At 48.2% G+C, this 16794-nt stretch carries 15 protein-coding genes; 12 read left to right on the forward strand and 3 right to left on the reverse strand.

The window, feature by feature from the left end; genetic code table 11:
• The first annotated feature begins 133 nt into the window (after positions 1-133).
• The 6 genes from QM657_RS15400 to QM657_RS15425 all read left to right on the forward strand — a co-directional run bounded on the left by QM657_RS15400 (position 134) and on the right by QM657_RS15425 (position 7435).
• The gene (locus tag QM657_RS15400) at positions 134-358 is read left to right on the forward strand and encodes a CsbD family protein (RefSeq protein ID WP_415067587.1); all 225 of its coding nucleotides are present in this window, start codon (positions 134-136) and stop codon (positions 356-358) included.
• Positions 359-472: 114 nt separating this feature from the next.
• Positions 473-1360 carry an aldose 1-epimerase family protein gene (locus QM657_RS15405; RefSeq protein WP_415067588.1) on the forward strand — a complete coding sequence of 296 codons (888 nt, stop codon included), beginning with the start codon at positions 473-475 and terminating at the stop codon, positions 1358-1360.
• A 156-nt stretch (positions 1361-1516) separates the two neighbouring features.
• On the forward strand, positions 1517-2440 hold the full coding sequence (locus tag QM657_RS15410; RefSeq protein ID WP_415067589.1) for a nucleotidyltransferase family protein: 924 nt from the start codon (positions 1517-1519) through the stop codon (positions 2438-2440).
• A 77-nt stretch (positions 2441-2517) separates the two neighbouring features.
• Entirely contained in the window at positions 2518-3378 is an 861-nt protein-coding gene (locus tag QM657_RS15415) for a hypothetical protein (protein ID WP_415067590.1), read from the forward strand.
• A gap of 178 nt (positions 3379-3556) precedes the next feature.
• Positions 3557-6034: a hypothetical protein gene (locus tag QM657_RS15420; RefSeq protein WP_415067591.1), complete on the forward strand. Its 2478-nt coding sequence runs from the start codon at positions 3557-3559 to the stop codon at positions 6032-6034.
• Positions 6035-6142: 108 nt separating this feature from the next.
• Complete coding sequence (locus QM657_RS15425; protein ID WP_415067592.1) at positions 6143-7435, forward strand: UDP-N-acetylglucosamine 1-carboxyvinyltransferase; 1293 nt, start codon at positions 6143-6145, stop codon at positions 7433-7435.
• Between the two features lie 33 nt (positions 7436-7468).
• On the opposite strand, the gene QM657_RS15430 is transcribed toward QM657_RS15425, so the two are convergent.
• Positions 7469-8377 carry a helix-turn-helix domain-containing protein gene (locus QM657_RS15430; RefSeq protein ID WP_415067593.1) on the reverse strand — a complete coding sequence of 303 codons (909 nt, stop codon included), beginning with the start codon at positions 8375-8377 and terminating at the stop codon, positions 7469-7471.
• Positions 8378-8525: 148 nt separating this feature from the next.
• Here QM657_RS15430 and QM657_RS15435 point away from each other — a divergent pair, with 148 nt between their 5' ends.
• The 3 genes from QM657_RS15435 to galE all read left to right on the forward strand — a co-directional run bounded on the left by QM657_RS15435 (position 8526) and on the right by galE (position 11684).
• Positions 8526-9455, forward strand: a complete 930-nt coding sequence (locus QM657_RS15435; protein WP_415067594.1) for a sugar phosphate nucleotidyltransferase — start codon at positions 8526-8528, stop codon at positions 9453-9455.
• Complete coding sequence (locus tag QM657_RS15440) at positions 9455-10582, forward strand: phosphotransferase enzyme family protein (protein WP_415067595.1); 1128 nt, start codon at positions 9455-9457, stop codon at positions 10580-10582. The genes QM657_RS15435 and QM657_RS15440 overlap by 1 nt, the downstream gene beginning before the upstream one ends.
• An 85-nt stretch (positions 10583-10667) precedes the next feature.
• Positions 10668-11684, forward strand: coding sequence for a UDP-glucose 4-epimerase GalE (gene galE, locus QM657_RS15445; RefSeq protein ID WP_415067596.1), 1017 nt, complete (start codon positions 10668-10670; stop codon positions 11682-11684).
• 28 nt (positions 11685-11712) lie between these two features.
• On the opposite strand, the gene QM657_RS15450 is transcribed toward galE, so the two are convergent.
• On the reverse strand, positions 11713-12621 hold the full coding sequence (locus QM657_RS15450; protein WP_415067597.1) for an AraC family transcriptional regulator: 909 nt from the start codon (positions 12619-12621) through the stop codon (positions 11713-11715).
• Between the two features lie 233 nt (positions 12622-12854).
• Here QM657_RS15450 and QM657_RS15455 point away from each other — a divergent pair, with 233 nt between their 5' ends.
• From QM657_RS15455 to QM657_RS15465, 3 genes are all read left to right on the forward strand, one after another.
• Complete coding sequence (locus QM657_RS15455; RefSeq protein WP_415067598.1) at positions 12855-14156, forward strand: ABC transporter substrate-binding protein; 1302 nt, start codon at positions 12855-12857, stop codon at positions 14154-14156.
• Positions 14157-14239: 83 nt separating this feature from the next.
• A complete protein-coding gene (locus QM657_RS15460) occupies positions 14240-15145 on the forward strand; it encodes a carbohydrate ABC transporter permease (RefSeq protein WP_415067599.1) in 906 nt (301 codons plus the stop codon).
• A gap of 13 nt (positions 15146-15158) precedes the next feature.
• Positions 15159-16034, forward strand: a complete 876-nt coding sequence (locus QM657_RS15465) for a carbohydrate ABC transporter permease (protein ID WP_415067600.1) — start codon at positions 15159-15161, stop codon at positions 16032-16034.
• Between the two features lie 56 nt (positions 16035-16090).
• Here QM657_RS15465 and QM657_RS15470 read toward each other — a convergent pair.
• Positions 16091-16794, reverse strand: a 704-nt coding sequence (locus QM657_RS15470; protein ID WP_415067601.1) for a BclA C-terminal domain-containing protein, incomplete at its 5' end; no start/stop codon positions are given.

Here is a 16794-nt window from a genome sequence, read left to right on the forward strand (position 1 = left end):
CGAGTCCTTTTTTCAGTTTTTTTAAATGAATTTTAAATATTTCTGTACAAATTCTCTGTTGTCTGGTATAATGACTTTGTGAAACAGGAAATGTTCATCCCACCTCATAAACATAACAAAGGAGGTTTTATAAATGAATGATTCTATGAAAAACAAGGCCGATCAGGTAATTGGCGGCATCAAGGAAAGTATCGGAAAAGCAGTGGAATCGGAGGAACTGGAGTTAAAAGGAAAACTGCAGAAGACCGCCGGTGAAGTGAAGGAAAAAACAGAGGAATTAGGAAAAGAAGTGAAGGAAAAGCTGGCTGAAAAGGCCAATGATCTGATTGACAGTCTCAAAAAAGAGAAAAATGATTAATGAGTTTTGATCATAGACTTTGATTTTCACTATTAATATGAAAAAGGCAGACTTGTTTTTGTAAATGAGTTTGCCTTTTTTCACGAGGAATTTAAAAGACGGAGGAATTTTAATATGCTGGTTACAATAAAGGATTCAAAAACAACGGCTGTCATCGACTCCATGGGAGCCCAGCTCATTTCATTAAAGGATCAGGCAGGAACGGAATACATCTGGCAGAGGGACCCTGGATTTTGGAAAAACTGCTCTCCTCTTCTCTTTCCCATTGTGGGAAACTGCCGGAATAATCAGGTGCGCATCGAGGGACAGGTATGGGAGATTCCCAAGCATGGCTTTTGCAAGGAAATGGATTTTGCCGTTACAGAACAAACAGAGCATTCGGCAGTATTTGAAATCAGGGATACGCAGGATACGAAAAAGATGTATCCATACTCCTTTCAATTAAGCCTTTCCTACTGTCTTCGGGACGGGGAACTGTTAATGGAGTACCGGATCGTGAATGCCGATGACCGTACCATGCACTACTGTCTGGGCGCTCACCCCGGCTTTAACTGCCCCATGGAAGAGGGAGCTGTATTTGAAGATTATGATCTGGTATTTGAAAAAGAAGAAACCATATCCAGCATGGCCTATGAGAAGGAGCATCTGGAGTTTAATCCGGATAACAGAACCCTGCGGCTTGAGGAGAGCCGGGTTCTTCCGTTAAATTATGAGTTGTTTAAGGAAGACGCCTTCTATTTTGATGAGCTGGAATCCAGAAAGGTTTCCCTTGTGAATCGGAATACAGGCCGGGGAGTGGAAGTTTCCTTCCCAGGCTTTGAAACCATAGCATTCTGGACCCCTTATCCTGCAAATCCGCCTTTTGTATGCGTGGAGCCCTGGAACGGTTCAGCCGTTTATGCTACGGAAGATGACGAATTCACCAATAAAAACCATGTGCAGACACTGGAGCCGGGAAAAGAAAAGAGTCATGGCCTTTCCATTATAATACTGAAAGATTGAGGGCAGACGGCGGCTGCAGACAGAAACCGGACTGTCTATGGATTAAACGCAATATTTGTGTTATACTGATACAAAACGCGTTACTATTACCGGATAGCCCGATCATTTCATAAGCTATCCTATAAGGCAGATAAAACAGACAGGGAGAAAGGTGCTATGCGGGAAACATCATTAGTGATTATGGCAGCGGGAATCGGCAGCAGATTTGGCGGAGGGATCAAGCAGTTGGAGGCCGTAGGGCCAAGCGGTGAGATCATCATGGATTACTCCATTTATGACGCCCTGGCAGCAGGATTTGATAAGATTGTGTTCATTATCAGAAGAGACTTAGAGCAGGACTTTAAGGAAATCATAGGAAAGAGAATTGAAAAGATCGCCAGAGTGGAGTACGCCTATCAGGAGCTCGATGATCTTCCTGAAGGTTATGAAAAACCGGCTGAGCGGACAAAACCCTGGGGAACAGGCCAGGCAATCCTCAGTGCCAAAGATGTGATTCATGAGCCGTTTCTCGTCATCAACGCAGATGATTATTACGGAAAAGAAGGCTTTGTGAAGCTTCATGAATATCTGGTAAATGACATGGACCTTGCAGCCAGGCCTTACGATATCTGTATGGGAGGCTTTATCCTGGGAAATACCTTAAGCGAAAACGGCGGAGTCACCCGCGGAGTGTGCTGGGTGGATGAGTCCGGAATATTAAAAAATGTGACAGAAACTTATGAGCTTAAAAAAGAGGGAGATATGGCGATTGGGCGTGATGATGCCGGAAATGAAGTGGCAATCCCCCTGACCCAGAACGTGTCCATGAACATGTGGGGCTTGTCCCCGGCCTTTCTAAAAGAGCTGGAGCGGGGATTCCCGGAATTTTTAGACAGCGTAAAGGAAGGGGATTTAAAGGCAGAATACCTCCTTCCCCGGATCATTGACCAGCAGGTCCACTCCCAGAGAGCGCAGGTTAAAGTTCTGGAAACAAAAGATAAGTGGTTTGGCGTTACCTACCGGGAAGATAAGCCGGCTGTAACCGCCGCCATCCGAAGGCTGGTGGCCGAAGGTCTGTATCCGGAAAAATTGTTCCCTTAAGGAAAAATGAAAGAAAGACCTGCACTTTCCCCCCTCCCCTGCATAAAATAGTTGTGTATAAGCAGAAGCAGGGAGTGATGAGAACGGTGCCAGGTAACAACGATTATACTTATGGTGACAGGTTCCGCAAGCTGGAGCCATACATGCTTTACGGTGACAGAAGCGCTGCAGCGAATCCCAAAGAAAAAGAAGACGTCATTGCAGCGGACCTGGAATATTTGCAGGGAATGTATCCGGGACACATAAAACGCCTGCAGGAATATGTAATTTCTGCCTGCGACCATCTGGATTACAAAAACAGCCCCATGTACGATGAATTTCCTGACCGTGTTTTAATCAACCAGGTATGTGATTCCATATGCAGACAGATACATGAAGACGCCATCCTGACAGATGAGACTGTAACGGAAGCTGAAAATATGATTCAGGCAGCCATGGAGAAAAAGCCGGCTCCTGATGATTGGGAGTTGGATGAGGCATATGAAGCGGCTAAGGCAGAAAATGAACTTCTGACTCAGCAGCAGTCTTCCTCCTGGGGGCCTTCCGGATACAGGCCGTCTCAGGGCAGCCCGTCTCCCGGCCCGCGCCCGCCTTACGGGGGCCGTCCACCCCAGCCCAGACCGCCTCAGCCCAGACCACCCCAGCCGAGACCGCCTCACGGAGGTCCGCCGCCCTGGGGCCCGCCGCCGGGACCGAGACCGCCTCACGGAGGTCCGCCTCCCTGGGGCCCGCCGCCAGGACCGAGACCGCCTCATGGAGGTCCGCCGCCCTGGGGCCCGCCGCCAGGACCGAGACCGCCTCACGGAGGTCCGCCTCCCTGGGGACCGCCTCCAGGCCCATGGCCGCCTCAGAACGACGGCTGGCTCAGCGGCATTATCTCTGTGCTTCTTCTCAATGAGATGCACCGCAGGCGGTGCCGTACGGGACGATGCAGGTGAGAACAGAACAATTACGGAAAACGGCAGCCATCCAATCCTGGGTGGCTGCTTTTTCATTGGAAAATACATAACCCGCCATATTGGGCATTAACGAATGTTTAAGAAAATTTTCATTGTAGTTTTGCCCATTATTGTATAGAATAAAGAAGAAAAAGTGTGAAAACAGAGGAAATCCGGTATGAATCGAATGATGAAAAAAGTGGGAATATTATCTGCGGTTTTTATTGCGGCAATCGCAGTTTATTTTATGTGGGAACAAAAAAGCGAAGAGAAGAGCGATGCCATGGTATACACCTCCATGGAGGAGGCGTCTCTTCCGGTAGTATATACAGAAATGTTCGGAAGAAAGATGAACCTTCTTCACGGCTATACTCAGGATATGAAGCAGGCCGTTTCCAGGGAGGCCCTTGCTGTGCTTTCAGAGGATGGCTCCATGGACATTAACGTATCCGATTACGGCAGCAGCCTTCAGGGCATCGAATACGAGGTCAGGAGCCTGGATTTAAGCCGTCTGGTGGAGCGTACCTCCTTAGCTGAGTGGAAACAGGAAGAGGGTGAAATCCGCGCCAGACTCCCCATCCAGAATCTTTTAAAAAAGGATAAGGAATACCTTCTCATTCTGACGCTGAATACCTCTGACAAGGGAAAGCTGTTTTATTACAGCCGGATCATGTGGACCGACAACGCCAATGCAAAGGAAATGATCGACTTTGCCCTGGACTTCACCACCAGAACCTTTGACTATGAACAGGCCAGGGAACTGACCACATATCTGGAAACCAGCACTTCCGAGGACAACAGCTCTCTGGGATATGTGTCCATCCGCTCCAGCTTCTCCCAGCTCACCTGGGCGGGGCTTGATATGAAGCCTGAAGGGGAGATCAGAGCCACCTTAAAAGACTTAAACGGCATCATGTGTACGGTGCAGTTAAAATATAATGTATCCAGAGCCTTAGAGGATGGAACTTCGGAGCTCTATGAAGCAGAGGACAATTTCACTATGAAGTGGGATAGCCGCCGTATTTACCTCATGGACTTTGAACGAAACACCAATCAGGTGTTTTCCGGCCAGAAGGAGCTGTTTTCCGGAAAGAGGATCATGCTGGGCATAGCAGGCAATGATCAGATGCGGATGGAAAAAAGCCCGTCAGGCACCAGTCTGGCTTACGTGGTGAACCGGGATCTGTGGACTTTTGACCAGAACAGCGGACATGGAATCAAGGTGTTTTCCTTCCGCAGCGGGGAAGATGACGGACTTCGCAGCAGCTATGACCAGCATGACATCAAAGTCCTGTCGGTCAGCGACAGCGGAGATGTGGATTTTCTGGTCTACGGATACATGAACCGGGGCATCCATGAGGGAAGCATGGGAATTGCCATGTACCAGTATAAAAATGAAAACAATGCCATTGAGGAACGTTTTTTCAGCCCTGTGACTCTGTCCTTTGAGCTGTTAAAGGAAGATATCAGCCAGCTCGCCCACCTGGGCACCAATGGAATGCTTTATCTGATGGCTGATCAGGCTGTTTACGGAATCGATTTAAACAGCAATGAATATATGGTTCTGGCGGATTCCCTCATAGAAGGAGGCTATGCCGTCAGCAGCACAGAACGCCACTTTGCCTGGCAGGAAGGAAGGGGCCTTTACGGCTCCGGAGTCATTCACTTCATGGACCTGGATACGGGCGTGAAGCGGGATATCAGCGGGGGAGAAAAGAACCTTTACCGTCCTCTTGGATTTGTGGGAGATGATTTCATTTACGGAATCACCAGAGAAGGGGATATGTGGGTCCAGAATAACAGGCCAAAAGATGCCCCCATGTACCGGATCGAAATTGTGGATCAGGAAGGAAAGCTGGTCAAGGAATATGAGCATGAAAATGTATACATTGCAGATGTATCTGTAGAAGACGGCCGAATCCACCTGACCCAGGTGGTAAAGACTGGAGAACAGTCCTATATGCCCTCCAGGCCGGACACCATTGTCAGCACCCAGGAGCTTTCCGACGGAACGTTAGAAGGCATTGGCTGGTATGCCGATCAGGACAGGAGAAAGCTGTACTTTGTCCAGTTGGAAAAAGACGCGGTCAGCCGTGATGTGAAAATTACCGTTCCTAAAAAGGTGTCCTATGAGACAACCGGGATTGTGGAATTAAAGGCCGGAGACAGAACCCAGGAAGGCAGATTTTATGCTTACGGGGGAGGTCATTATCTGGGAAGCAGCCGGGACTTTACCGATGCTTTGGAACTGGCTTATGAAAAAATGGGAGTCGTGGCGGATCAGACCCAGGAAGTCGTGTGGAACCGGGTAAACCGTCCGCCTTCCCGCAATATAAAAGAACCTTTAAAAGCTGCAGTCCCGTTTGTAAACGGCCTGGAAGGATTTTCCGGAAACAGGTCCTACGGGGAAGGCATCCTTTTGATGGATGCCAGAGGCTGTACACTCAGCCAGATTCTGTACTTCATAGGCAGGGGCTGCCCCGTAGCCGCCTATACAGGACAGGGCGGTTACGTGCTGATCTCAGGCTATGACCAGTACAATGTAACCATTTACAATCCCCAAACGGGAGACAGCCAGAAAATGGGCTTAAATGACGCTGCTGCTCACTTTGCAGGCCTTGGAAATGACTTTGTCTGCGGTGTGTTTATGGAATAAGAAAGTGCGTTCTCTTTACAAATTCGCAGGATATGTTATAATCATTAAAGACTAACGATTAAAACTTAAGAAAATTGTAATAGATAACAGAGTGATCAGAGGTGTGAAATGGAGCAGTATATTATGAAAGGCGGCAACCCCCTGGTAGGAGAAGTTACCATCGGAGGAGCCAAAAATGCGGCTTTGGGAATCCTGGCAGCAGCCATCATGACAGACGAAGATGTCCTGATTGACAACCTGCCGGATGTGAGAGATATAAATGTGTTGTTAGAAGCCATTGAGGAAATCGGCGCAGAAGTGGAACGGATCGACAGACACACAGTCCGGATCAACGGAAAGACCATAAGAGAAGTCGCAGTGGATGACGAATACATCCGCAAAATAAGAGCTTCCTACTATTTCATCGGAGCCATGCTCGGCAAATATAAGAGCGCCCAGGTTCCCCTTCCCGGCGGCTGCAACATCGGCAGCAGGCCCATTGATCAGCATTTAAAGGGCTTTCGTGCCCTCGGCGCTGACGTAAAGATCGAGCGCGGAGCCGTGATCGCTCATGCCATTGATCTGGTAGCCAGCCATATCTATCTGGATGTAGTCAGCGTAGGAGCCACCATCAATGTCATGATGGCAGCGACCCTTGCCGAAGGCCAGACCATTCTGGAAAACGTAGCAAAAGAACCCCATGTCGTTGACGTAGCCAACTTTTTAAACAGCATGGGTGCCAATATTAAGGGAGCCGGTACGGATACCATCAGGATCAAGGGAGTCAGAAGGCTCCATGGAACCGAGTATTCCATCATTCCCGACCAGATCGAAGCAGGCACGTTTATGTGCGCTGCCGCCATCACCAGAGGCGATGTGATGGTAAAAAATGTCATCCCCAAGCATCTGGAGGCTATTTCCGCCAAGCTTTTGGAGATGGGATGTGAAGTGGCTGAATTTGACGACGCAGTCCGGGTGGTGGGAAAATCTGCTCAAAGGCATACCGATATCAAAACCCTGCCCTACCCTGGCTTTCCTACGGATATGCAGCCTCAGATGGCTGTGACCCTGGCTCTTGCAAACGGAACCAGTGTGGTGACAGAGAGCATTTTTGAAAACCGCTTCCGCTATGTGGATGAACTGTCCCGCATGGGAGCCAATGTGAAAGTAGAAGGAAATGTAGCCGTTATTGACGGCGTCAGAGGCCTGACCGGAGCTTCCGTCAATGCCCCTGACCTTCGTGCCGGTGCGGCCCTGGTCATTGCCGGTCTGGCTGCAGACGGGTATACGGTGGTAGATGAAATCGGATACATACAGCGAGGCTATGAATGCTTTGAAGAAAAGCTTCAGGGCCTTGGAGCCATGATCGAAAAAGTGGACTCAGAAAAGGACGCAAAAAAATTTAAATTAAAAGTCGGATAGGCGGGAGATTCCTGCCTTTTCCTATTTGAAAAATCAGGGCTCATCCGGCTGTTTTTCAGAAAGGGACCGGATGGAAACGGCGTATTCAGACGGCGTCATCCCGGTCAGCTTTTTAAACTGCCTGGAGAAGTAATGGACGGAGTTGTAGCCTAAGCGGTCCGCAATTTCAGTGAAATTAAGCTGATTGCTGCGGATCAGCTCCCTGGCTGCATCTATTTTCATGCGGGTAAAGAAATCAATGACCCCGCAGCCGTAGGCTTTACGGAATATCTTCTGAAGCTGGGACCGTCCCGTTAAGTTGTCCCTGCATATGGTTTCAATGGTGAGCTGTTCTCCCAAGTGCTCTTCCATGTAGCGGACAATGCGGTTGTGGGCGTCTCCATGCCTGGAACTGTCTGTGACGCGGCCGGTGGAAATCTGCTCCGGGCCTGAAAAATATCTGCGGTAAAGGTGGATGATCAGCTCCTCTAAGTAATTTCCAATCAACTGCTCCGCCCCAAAGGCCGCAGAAGGCTGTCTTCGGACCAGCTCCTCCTGATAAGGATTATCAAGCCTGCCGGAAAATGCATTCCGCGCTTCTATGATAATCTGGGCCAGCAGGGCCGTTTCCGTCTCCTGGACGGACAGGACTTCCCCTTCAAATGCCCGCATAAAGGGAGAATTGCATTCAAAGCTCACCACCACCAGATTAGGGGCGACAGTCCCGTTGGTCAGTATGGTATGAAACTCTCCCGGCTTGTGGAAGATGATATTTCCCCGTTTTAAAGGGATTTTTTTGTCCCCTGCCATCACATCGATGACTCCTTTATCCACGCAGACAAATTCCCAGAAGTCATGGCTTTCCCCCGGAAAGGAGAAGTCACTCATGTATTCGAAGTAGTGGATGGTCACGATTTTTTTAATAACAGCGGAAGAACGGAGTAAAGTACTTTTATAGGCCATGGAAATCTCCTTTCGGTGACAGTATATCATATTCTTTGTAAAATTGGGAAGAAGAATACGATAGTACAAATTAAATAATAGATAGTGCAAATATCTTTTTGCCTGTATTCTCTATACTGAGGATAGTTAAAATCAGGAGGTAACAGCAATGAACAAGAAGCCGGTTCTGGTAATTATGGCAGCAGGCATGGGAAGCCGCTACGGAGGCTTAAAGCAGATCGATCCTGTGGATGCTTATGGAAATAAGATCATTGACTTTTCTGTCTTTGATGCAGTCCGGGCAGGATTTGAAAAGATTGTCTTTATCATTAAAAAGAGCATTGAAAAGGAATTTAAAGAGCAAATCGGATATCGCCTGGCAGATTATGTCCAGGTGGAATATGTGTACCAGGAGCTTGATGTGCTTCCTAAAGGATATGAGGTTCCAGAAGGAAGGGAAAAGCCCTGGGGAACAGGTCATGCCATCTTATGCTGCAAGGACATCATAGACGGTCCGTTTGCGGTGATCAATGCAGATGATTATTACGGCAAAGGCGCTTTTTCTTCTATATATAACCAGTTAAACAGCGTTTCCGACGGGGAAAAATACCAGTACACTATGGTGGGCTACCAGCTTTACAACACTCTGACGGAAAACGGCCATGTGGCAAGAGGCGTGTGCACCACAGACGATGCCGGAAAGCTTGTGGACATCCACGAGCGGACCAGAATCGAAAAGCACGGAGACCAGGCAGAGTATACGGAAGACGACGGAAAGACCTGGACCGGTCTGGGAGAGGGCACCATTGTATCCATGAACATGTGGGGCTTTACAGACAGCATTTTAAAAGAGCTTGAAGAACGGTTTGCCGCATTCTTAGAGAGAGAACTTCCAAGGAATCCCATGAAGTGTGAATACTTCCTTCCATTTGTGGTGGATGAGCTGTTAAAGGAAGACAAGGCAGAGGTTTCCGTGTTAAAGAGCGTGGACCGCTGGTACGGCGTCACTTACAAGGAAGATAAAGACACGGTAGTAAATGCCATCAAGAAATTGAAAGATGACGGTCTGTATCCGGAAAGGTTATGGGAGGGACGGTAATGGGAGACGCGCAGTGCACAAAGATCAGAGAGGCCATCGGACTTCTGGCCTTTGAAGGAGAGCCGGTTTCCTGGGAACGCTATGGAAGCGGCCATATTAATGACACCTTTCGCCTGATCTGTAAGGCAGAAGAAAAGGAAAAACACTATATTTTACAGAGAATCAATCACGAGGTCTTTAAGGACCCAGTTTCTCTTATGGGAAATATTGAAGGAGTCACCTCATTTTTAAGGGAGCGGATTGAAGCTCAGGGCGGTGACCCGGAGCGGGAAACCTTAAATGTGATCAAGTCAAAAGACGGAAAAAGCTATTGCCGGGACAGTGAGGGAAATTACTGGAGAGGCTATATCTTTATAGACGGGGCCATCACCTATGACAAGGTGAGAGATCCTCAGGATTTTTACCAGAGCGGCAAGGCATTTGGCCGTTTTAAGGGGCTGCTGGCAGAATATCCGGCAGATGAGCTGGCGGAGACCATCCCCAATTTCCATAATACCCCGGTGCGCTTAGAGACTTTTAAAGAAGCTGTAAAGGCCGATGTCTGCGGACGTGCCCATCTGGTTGAGGAGGAAATAAAGTTTATTCTTGACCGGGAAAAAGAAGCTTCCGTTGTCATGGATATGCTAAAGGATGGCAGACTTTCCCTCTGCGTTACCCACAACGACACCAAGCTCAATAACATCATGATTGACAATGCCACAGGAGAAGCCCTGTGCGTGGTCGACTTAGATACCATCATGCCGGGACTGTCCATCTTTGATTTCGGCGATTCCATCCGATTCGGAGCCAATACGGCAGATGAGGATGAGCCTGATGTGAGCAAGGTTTCCCTATCCCTTCCCCTGTTTGAAATTTATACGAAAGGGTATATGAAAGGATGCCGCGGAAGCCTGACACCGGAGGAAAAAAGAATGCTTCCCATGGGAGCAAAGCTGATGACCTTTGAGTGCGGTATGCGCTTTTTGACGGATTTCCTGCAGGGAGATACTTACTTCCATATCAGCAGGGAAAACCACAATCTGGACCGGGCCAGAACCCAGCTTGCGCTTGTGGCCGACATGGAAAAGAAGTGGAAAGAGATGGAAGAAATCGTTCTTAAATGTGATAAAGAAGCCGGGTTCGCTTAACCGCCTGCCGGCTGATTGATGAAATTCATGTTGCACCTGGGTTTGTCTTAAGGAAATGAAGGATGCCTGGGAGAGAGGAGATTATATGAGAATATTAGTAACCGGAGGCGCCGGATATATCGGCAGCCACACATGCATTGAACTTTTAGAGCAGGGCCATGAGGTCGTGGTGGTGGATAACCTTTGTAATTCCTCTAAGGTTTCCTTAGAGCGGGTGGAAGCTATCACCGGAAAGACTGTAACTTTTTATGAGGCAGACCTTCTGGATAAGGCCGCGCTGAATAAGATATTCGACAGTGAAAGGATTGACGCTGTCATTCATTTTGCAGGATTAAAGGCTGTGGGAGAATCTGTTTCCAAGCCCCTGGAATATTATCACAACAATATCACCGGAACCTTGATCTTATGCGAAGTCATGAGAGATCACAAGGTGAAAAACATCATATTCAGTTCCTCTGCCACCGTATACGGAGACCCGGCATTTGTGCCCATTACAGAGGAGTGCCCCAAGGGAGTCATCACCAATCCTTACGGACAGACAAAAAGCATGCTGGAGCAGATCCTTACAGATCTTCATACCGCAGATTCTGAGTGGAATGTGACCATTCTACGCTATTTCAACCCGGTAGGAGCTCATAAGAGCGGCCTCATCGGAGAAGACCCTGCGGGAATCCCCAATAATCTGACTCCTTATATCACCCAGGTTGCAGTGGGCAAGTTAAAAGAAGTGGGCGTATTTGGAGATGATTACGATACTCCTGACGGGACCGGTGTCCGTGACTATATTCATGTGGTGGACTTGGCTGTCGGCCATGTAAAGGCCCTTGAAAAGATGACATCCTCAGAGTCTCTGGTCCGGGTTTACAACCTGGGAACAGGACAGGGCTTTAGCGTCCTTCAGATGATCGAGGCATTTTCAAAGGCATGCAAAAACCCAATTCCATACTCCATCAAACCCCGCCGCCCCGGCGATATTGCAGAGTGTTATGCCGACGCGTCTTTAGCAAAAGAAGAGCTTGGCTGGATCGCAGAGCGCGGAATTGATGAAATGTGCGAAGATTCCTGGAGATGGCAGTCTAACAATCCAAACGGATACAAATAAAGAAGCCTGAGGGAGACAGAAGCCGACCTCAGGCTTCTGCCTCCCTCAGTAAGTTTTTATCAGACAGCTTTTTAATGGATGTGGCATACTCCGAAGGCGTCATCCCTGTCAAATGCTTGAACTGTCTGGAAAAATAGTGAACCGAAGTATATCCCAGATGATTGGCGATCTGGGTGAAATTAAGCTGCCGGTTCCTGATGAGCTGCTTGGCCGCATCTATTTTCATGCTGTTAAAGTATTCAATGACCCCGGTTCCTGCCTTTTCGCAGAAAAGCTTTTTCAACTGGGATGTGCTGATTAGATTATCACGGCTGATCTGGTCAATGGTGAGCTGAACACAGATGTTTTTTTCAAAATAATAGAGAATGGTTTCATAGACATCTTCTGCGGAAGGCGTCTCCTTATAAACAGGAAGAGCCTGGCGGGCGGGAAGAGAACGGCGGTACATCTGTATCAGGAACTGCTCTAAATATATTTTTATCATCTGTTCCGCCCCGAATGGCCCCTCTTCTTTTCTCACCAGAACCTCCTGATAGGGATTGTCAAGCCTTCCGTGAAAGCCCAGCCGGGCTTCTGCAATGATCCGGGCCAGAAGCTCCTGCTCCTCCTGCCCAACTTTCAGGACCTTTTCCTTAAAAGAAGCCATATGGGGCGACTGGCATTCAAACCCGATGACCACCAGATTGGGAGCGATGACCCCGTTGGCCAGGACCCGGTGAAACTCATTTGGCTGATGAAAAATAACTTCTCCTTTTTGAAGGGTCAGCCGTTCATGGTCGGCAACCACATCCACTTCCCCTTTATCCACACAGAGCAGTTCCCAAAAGTTATGGGATTCCCCTGCAAAGGTGAAATCGCTCATATATTCAAAATAATGGATGCTGACAATCCGGTGTATGGTCAGCTCTTCTGTCAATTCTACATACTTATACTTCATACCTTCCCCCTGGTTTTATCAATTCAATTTTTTCATGCATAAAAATGATGTTGTGCACATAGTATAGGATTCGTTTCTATTTTAACTTCTAATTATGAAAAAAGCAAATGATAAAAAACTAAAATGTAAAAAAGGATGACCTTTTGTACAAAGCATTTTACCCAAAAGTGTAATAATATAGATTTAACAAGAACATCTGACAGGAAAGTCGGATAACACAGGGAGGTAGAAATATGAAAAAACGTTTTTGGGGTGTTGCGCTGAGTGCAGTGATGGTGGGCAGTCTTTTGGCGGGCTGTTCCGGAGGGGCTTCCGCACCGACTACAGCAGCTTCCTCTGACGGAGGAAAGGAAACAACCGCAGCCGCAGGCGGCGGAGAAGGGCTTGTTTACTGGTCCATGTGGGAGTCAACAGAGCCTCAGGGCCAGGCCATTCAGATGGCAGTTGACAAATTTACAGCAGACACAGGAGTTAAGGTTGACGTTCAGTTTAAGGGACGTACCGGAATCCGTGAAGGCTTACAGCCTGCTCTCGATGCCGGAACCAACATTGACTTATTTGATGAGGATATTGACCGTGTAAACACGACCTGGGGACAGTATTTGATGGATTTAGAGGAAATGGCAAAGGCTTCCGGATATGAGGCCAACGCCAATGCAGGCCTGATGTCAGCCTGCCGGGAAGTGGGAGGAGGAGCTTTAAAGTCCATTCCTTACCAGCCCAATGTATTCGCATTCTTCTATAACCAGACTATTTTTGACGAGGCAGGAGTTACAGCAGTGCCAAAGACCTGGGCAGAACTGGACGCAGCATGCCAGAAGATCAAGGATGCAGGCTATACTCCTATCACCTGTGACGATGCTTACATCGTTTCCATGTTTGGATATCACATGTCCAGACTGATCGGTGAGCCGGAGACAGAGGTTGTTGTAAAGGAAGGCAAGTGGGATGACCCGTCCGTTCTTAAGACAGCCCAGGCTTATGAAAGCTTTGCACAAAAAGGATATTTTTCAGAGACAATCGCTTCCAACGTATGGCCTGCAGGACAGAATCAGGAACTGGCTCTGGGAACAGCAGCTATGTACTTAAACGGTTCCTGGCTTCCAAACGAAGTAAAGGATATGGCCGGCGACGACTTTAAATGGGGCTGCTTCAGCTATCCGGCAGTGGACGGCGGAAAAGACGGAACCAATGCTGCCAACTACGGCGCTCAGGTTCTTGCAATCAATAAGAATTCCAAGAACGGCGAAAATGCATTTAAGCTGATTGAATACATCACTCAGGGCGAATTTGACAAGAAGATGTCTGAACTGTCCATGGGCATTCCGGCAGATTCCAGAAATACAGAGTGGCCTGCACAGCTTGCCAGCGTAAAACCTGTTATGGACAGCTTAAGTGTACGGTATCCATGGGCAGCCGGCGCAGAGGCCAATGCAGATTTGACCCCTATCATCAAAGAGAACTTCATGAAGCTTTGCGGTGGCTCTATGACAGCAGCAGAGTTCGTAGACGCTCTTGCAGCAGCGGGCAAATAATCCGGATCAATACGATTCTATATGGTGGCACCGTTTTGACGGTGCCACCATGCAATTAAGGAAAGCCGGGGAGGTATTTTAACGTGAAGAAGAATAAGACCATGATTGCCGTATTTCTGACACCGGCAGTCCTAATGTTTGTCCTTGTGTTCCTTTATCCCATTCTCAGGACAATTTTAATGAGCTTTTTCAAGATCGAGGGAATTACGGATTCTATGGCAAAGTGGCAATTCACCGGACTTGCCAATTACCAGAAGCTGGCTGAAACCAGCTTATTTCGCATATCCATGTGGAATCTGTTCCGCATCTGGCTCATAGGCGGATTGGCTGTCATGTCTCTGGCTCTTTTGTTTGCAGTCATCATTACCAGCGGAATACGCTTTAAAAGCTTTTTCAGGGCTATGATTTATCTTCCTAATGTAGTCAGCGCAGTTGCCCTTGCGACCATGTGGCTTCAGTATGTGTACAGTCCCAAGTTCGGACTCTTAAAGGATGTGTTTTCTGCCCTGGGGCTGAAGCATTTGGCTAAAGTCCAGTGGCTTGATAATGACCATAAGTTCATGGCTCTTCTCATCGCTTACTGCTTTGGTATGGTGGGATACCATATGCTGATATTTGCCAGCGGAATTGAGCGGATCGGTGAAGATTACTATGAGGCGGCTACACTGGATGGGGCAAATAAGCTGAACCAGTTCCGCTATATCACATTTCCCCTTTTAAAAGGAGTGTTTAAGACCAATATCACCATGTGGAGCGTCACGTCCGTGGGATTTTTCGTCTGGTCCCAGCTGTTTTCAACGGTTACGGCGGATACCCAGACCATCACTCCCATGGTTTATATGTATATGATGATCTTTGGGGCGGGCAACAGCATGACGGAACGGAATGCCGGTCTGGGTGCGTCTATCGGTGTTCTCTTAAGCATCTGTGTTGTGGCAGTCTTCATGATATGCAATAAGCTGATCAAAGACGATGATCTGGAATTCTAAGGAGGGGAAACTGATGGCTAAAAAGGGAAAGTTTGCGGAGTCGGTTAACTGGAAAAAAGAACTTAGACTTTTTCCGGGATATCTGCTCCTGAGCATTTGGATTCTGTTTACAATTGTATTGCTGGGCTGGGTTGTGGCTGCCAGTTTTTCTACAACTAAGGCGATTTTTTCAGGTAATATTTTATCTCAGGGGATTCATTTTGATAATTATATCAAGGCGTGGACCAATTCCAATGTATCCTCTATTTTCTTCAACTCTCTGATGTATTCGGTTATTTCCTGTACATTGCTCGTTTTGATCTGTGCGCCTGCCGCATACGTTTTGTCCCGTTTTAACTTTGTGGGCAATAAAATGATCCAGACCAGCCTTGTGTCCGCCATGGGCGTTCCGGTGGTCATGATCGTGCTTCCGCTGTTCAGCCTGATTGCGGGAATGAATGTGCTGAATCATTATATGGCCAATAAGGCGGTGCTGATATTCCTCTACGTTGGAATCAATGTTCCTTATACTACCATTTTTCTGCTGACGTTTTTTGCCAATATTTCCAGGGCTTATGAAGAAGCGGCTGCTATTGACGGCTGTCCTCCTATGAAAGCTTTCTGGCTGATTATGTTTCCCATGGCTCAGTCAGGAATCATTACGGTGACTATTTTCAATTTTATTAATATATGGAATGAGTATTTCATTTCATTGATTTTTGCCAACTCTGACAGGGTGCGTCCCGTTGCGGTGGGACTGTACTCCATGATCAATTCCATGAAATATACGGGAGACTGGGCGGGTATGTTTGCTTCTGTTATCATTGTATTTTTACCGACTTTTATCCTTTATATATTCTTATCGGAGAAGATCATTGCAGGCATTACGGGAGGCGGAGTCAAAGGGTGAATTGTAAAAAGGGGCATAGCCATATTGGCTGTGCCCCTTTTGAAATGTCAATGGGATCAGGCTAAGCGTATTACCGTTAAGGTAGCGCCTGCGCCGCCCTGAAGTGTTGCCGTTCCTGCCAGACCGAAGAACTGGAGAGAAAGCTGCTCTCCCGCGTTCAAGGTGAGGATGGTTGTGGCGGTGTAAGCGGAAACGGAAACTATGGGAGCAAAAACAGATCCCGGAATTGTCGCACCGTTTCGGGTCACGCGCATGGACATAAGCAGGCCTGCGGTGACGTTAACCTGATAAGTCACCAGATAGGTTCCTGTAGCTGGTACGGTGAAAATGGTATTTGCGCCATTGACGGTAAAGCCGTCAAGGTTTTGGTTGTTAGGCAGAGGAATAGTAGTACCGCCCAGTAAAACAACGATGGCGGCACCGGTGGTATTCTGTGCGTTCATGGAGTTGCTTGTGACAGAAGGTCCGGTGGGTCCGGTGGGTCCCTGGATTCCGTCAGGTCCGATGGGTCCGGTAGGTCCGGTAGGCCCAATGAGTCCCTGAGGTCCAGTGGGTCCGGTAGGTCCTTCAACACCAGCGGGTCCGGTAGGTCCAATGAGTCCCTGAGGTCCAGTGGGTCCGGTAGGTCCTTCAGCTCCGACAGGTCCGGTAGGTCCAATGAGTCCCTGAGGTCCAGTGGGCCCGGTAGGTCCATCAGCCCCGACGGGTCCGGTAGGTCCAATGAGTCCCTGAGGTCCAGTGGGCCCGGTAGGTCCATCAG

It is taken from the genome of Lacrimispora sp., assembly GCF_047605665.1.
Classification (GTDB): domain Bacteria; phylum Bacillota; class Clostridia; order Lachnospirales; family Lachnospiraceae; genus Lacrimispora.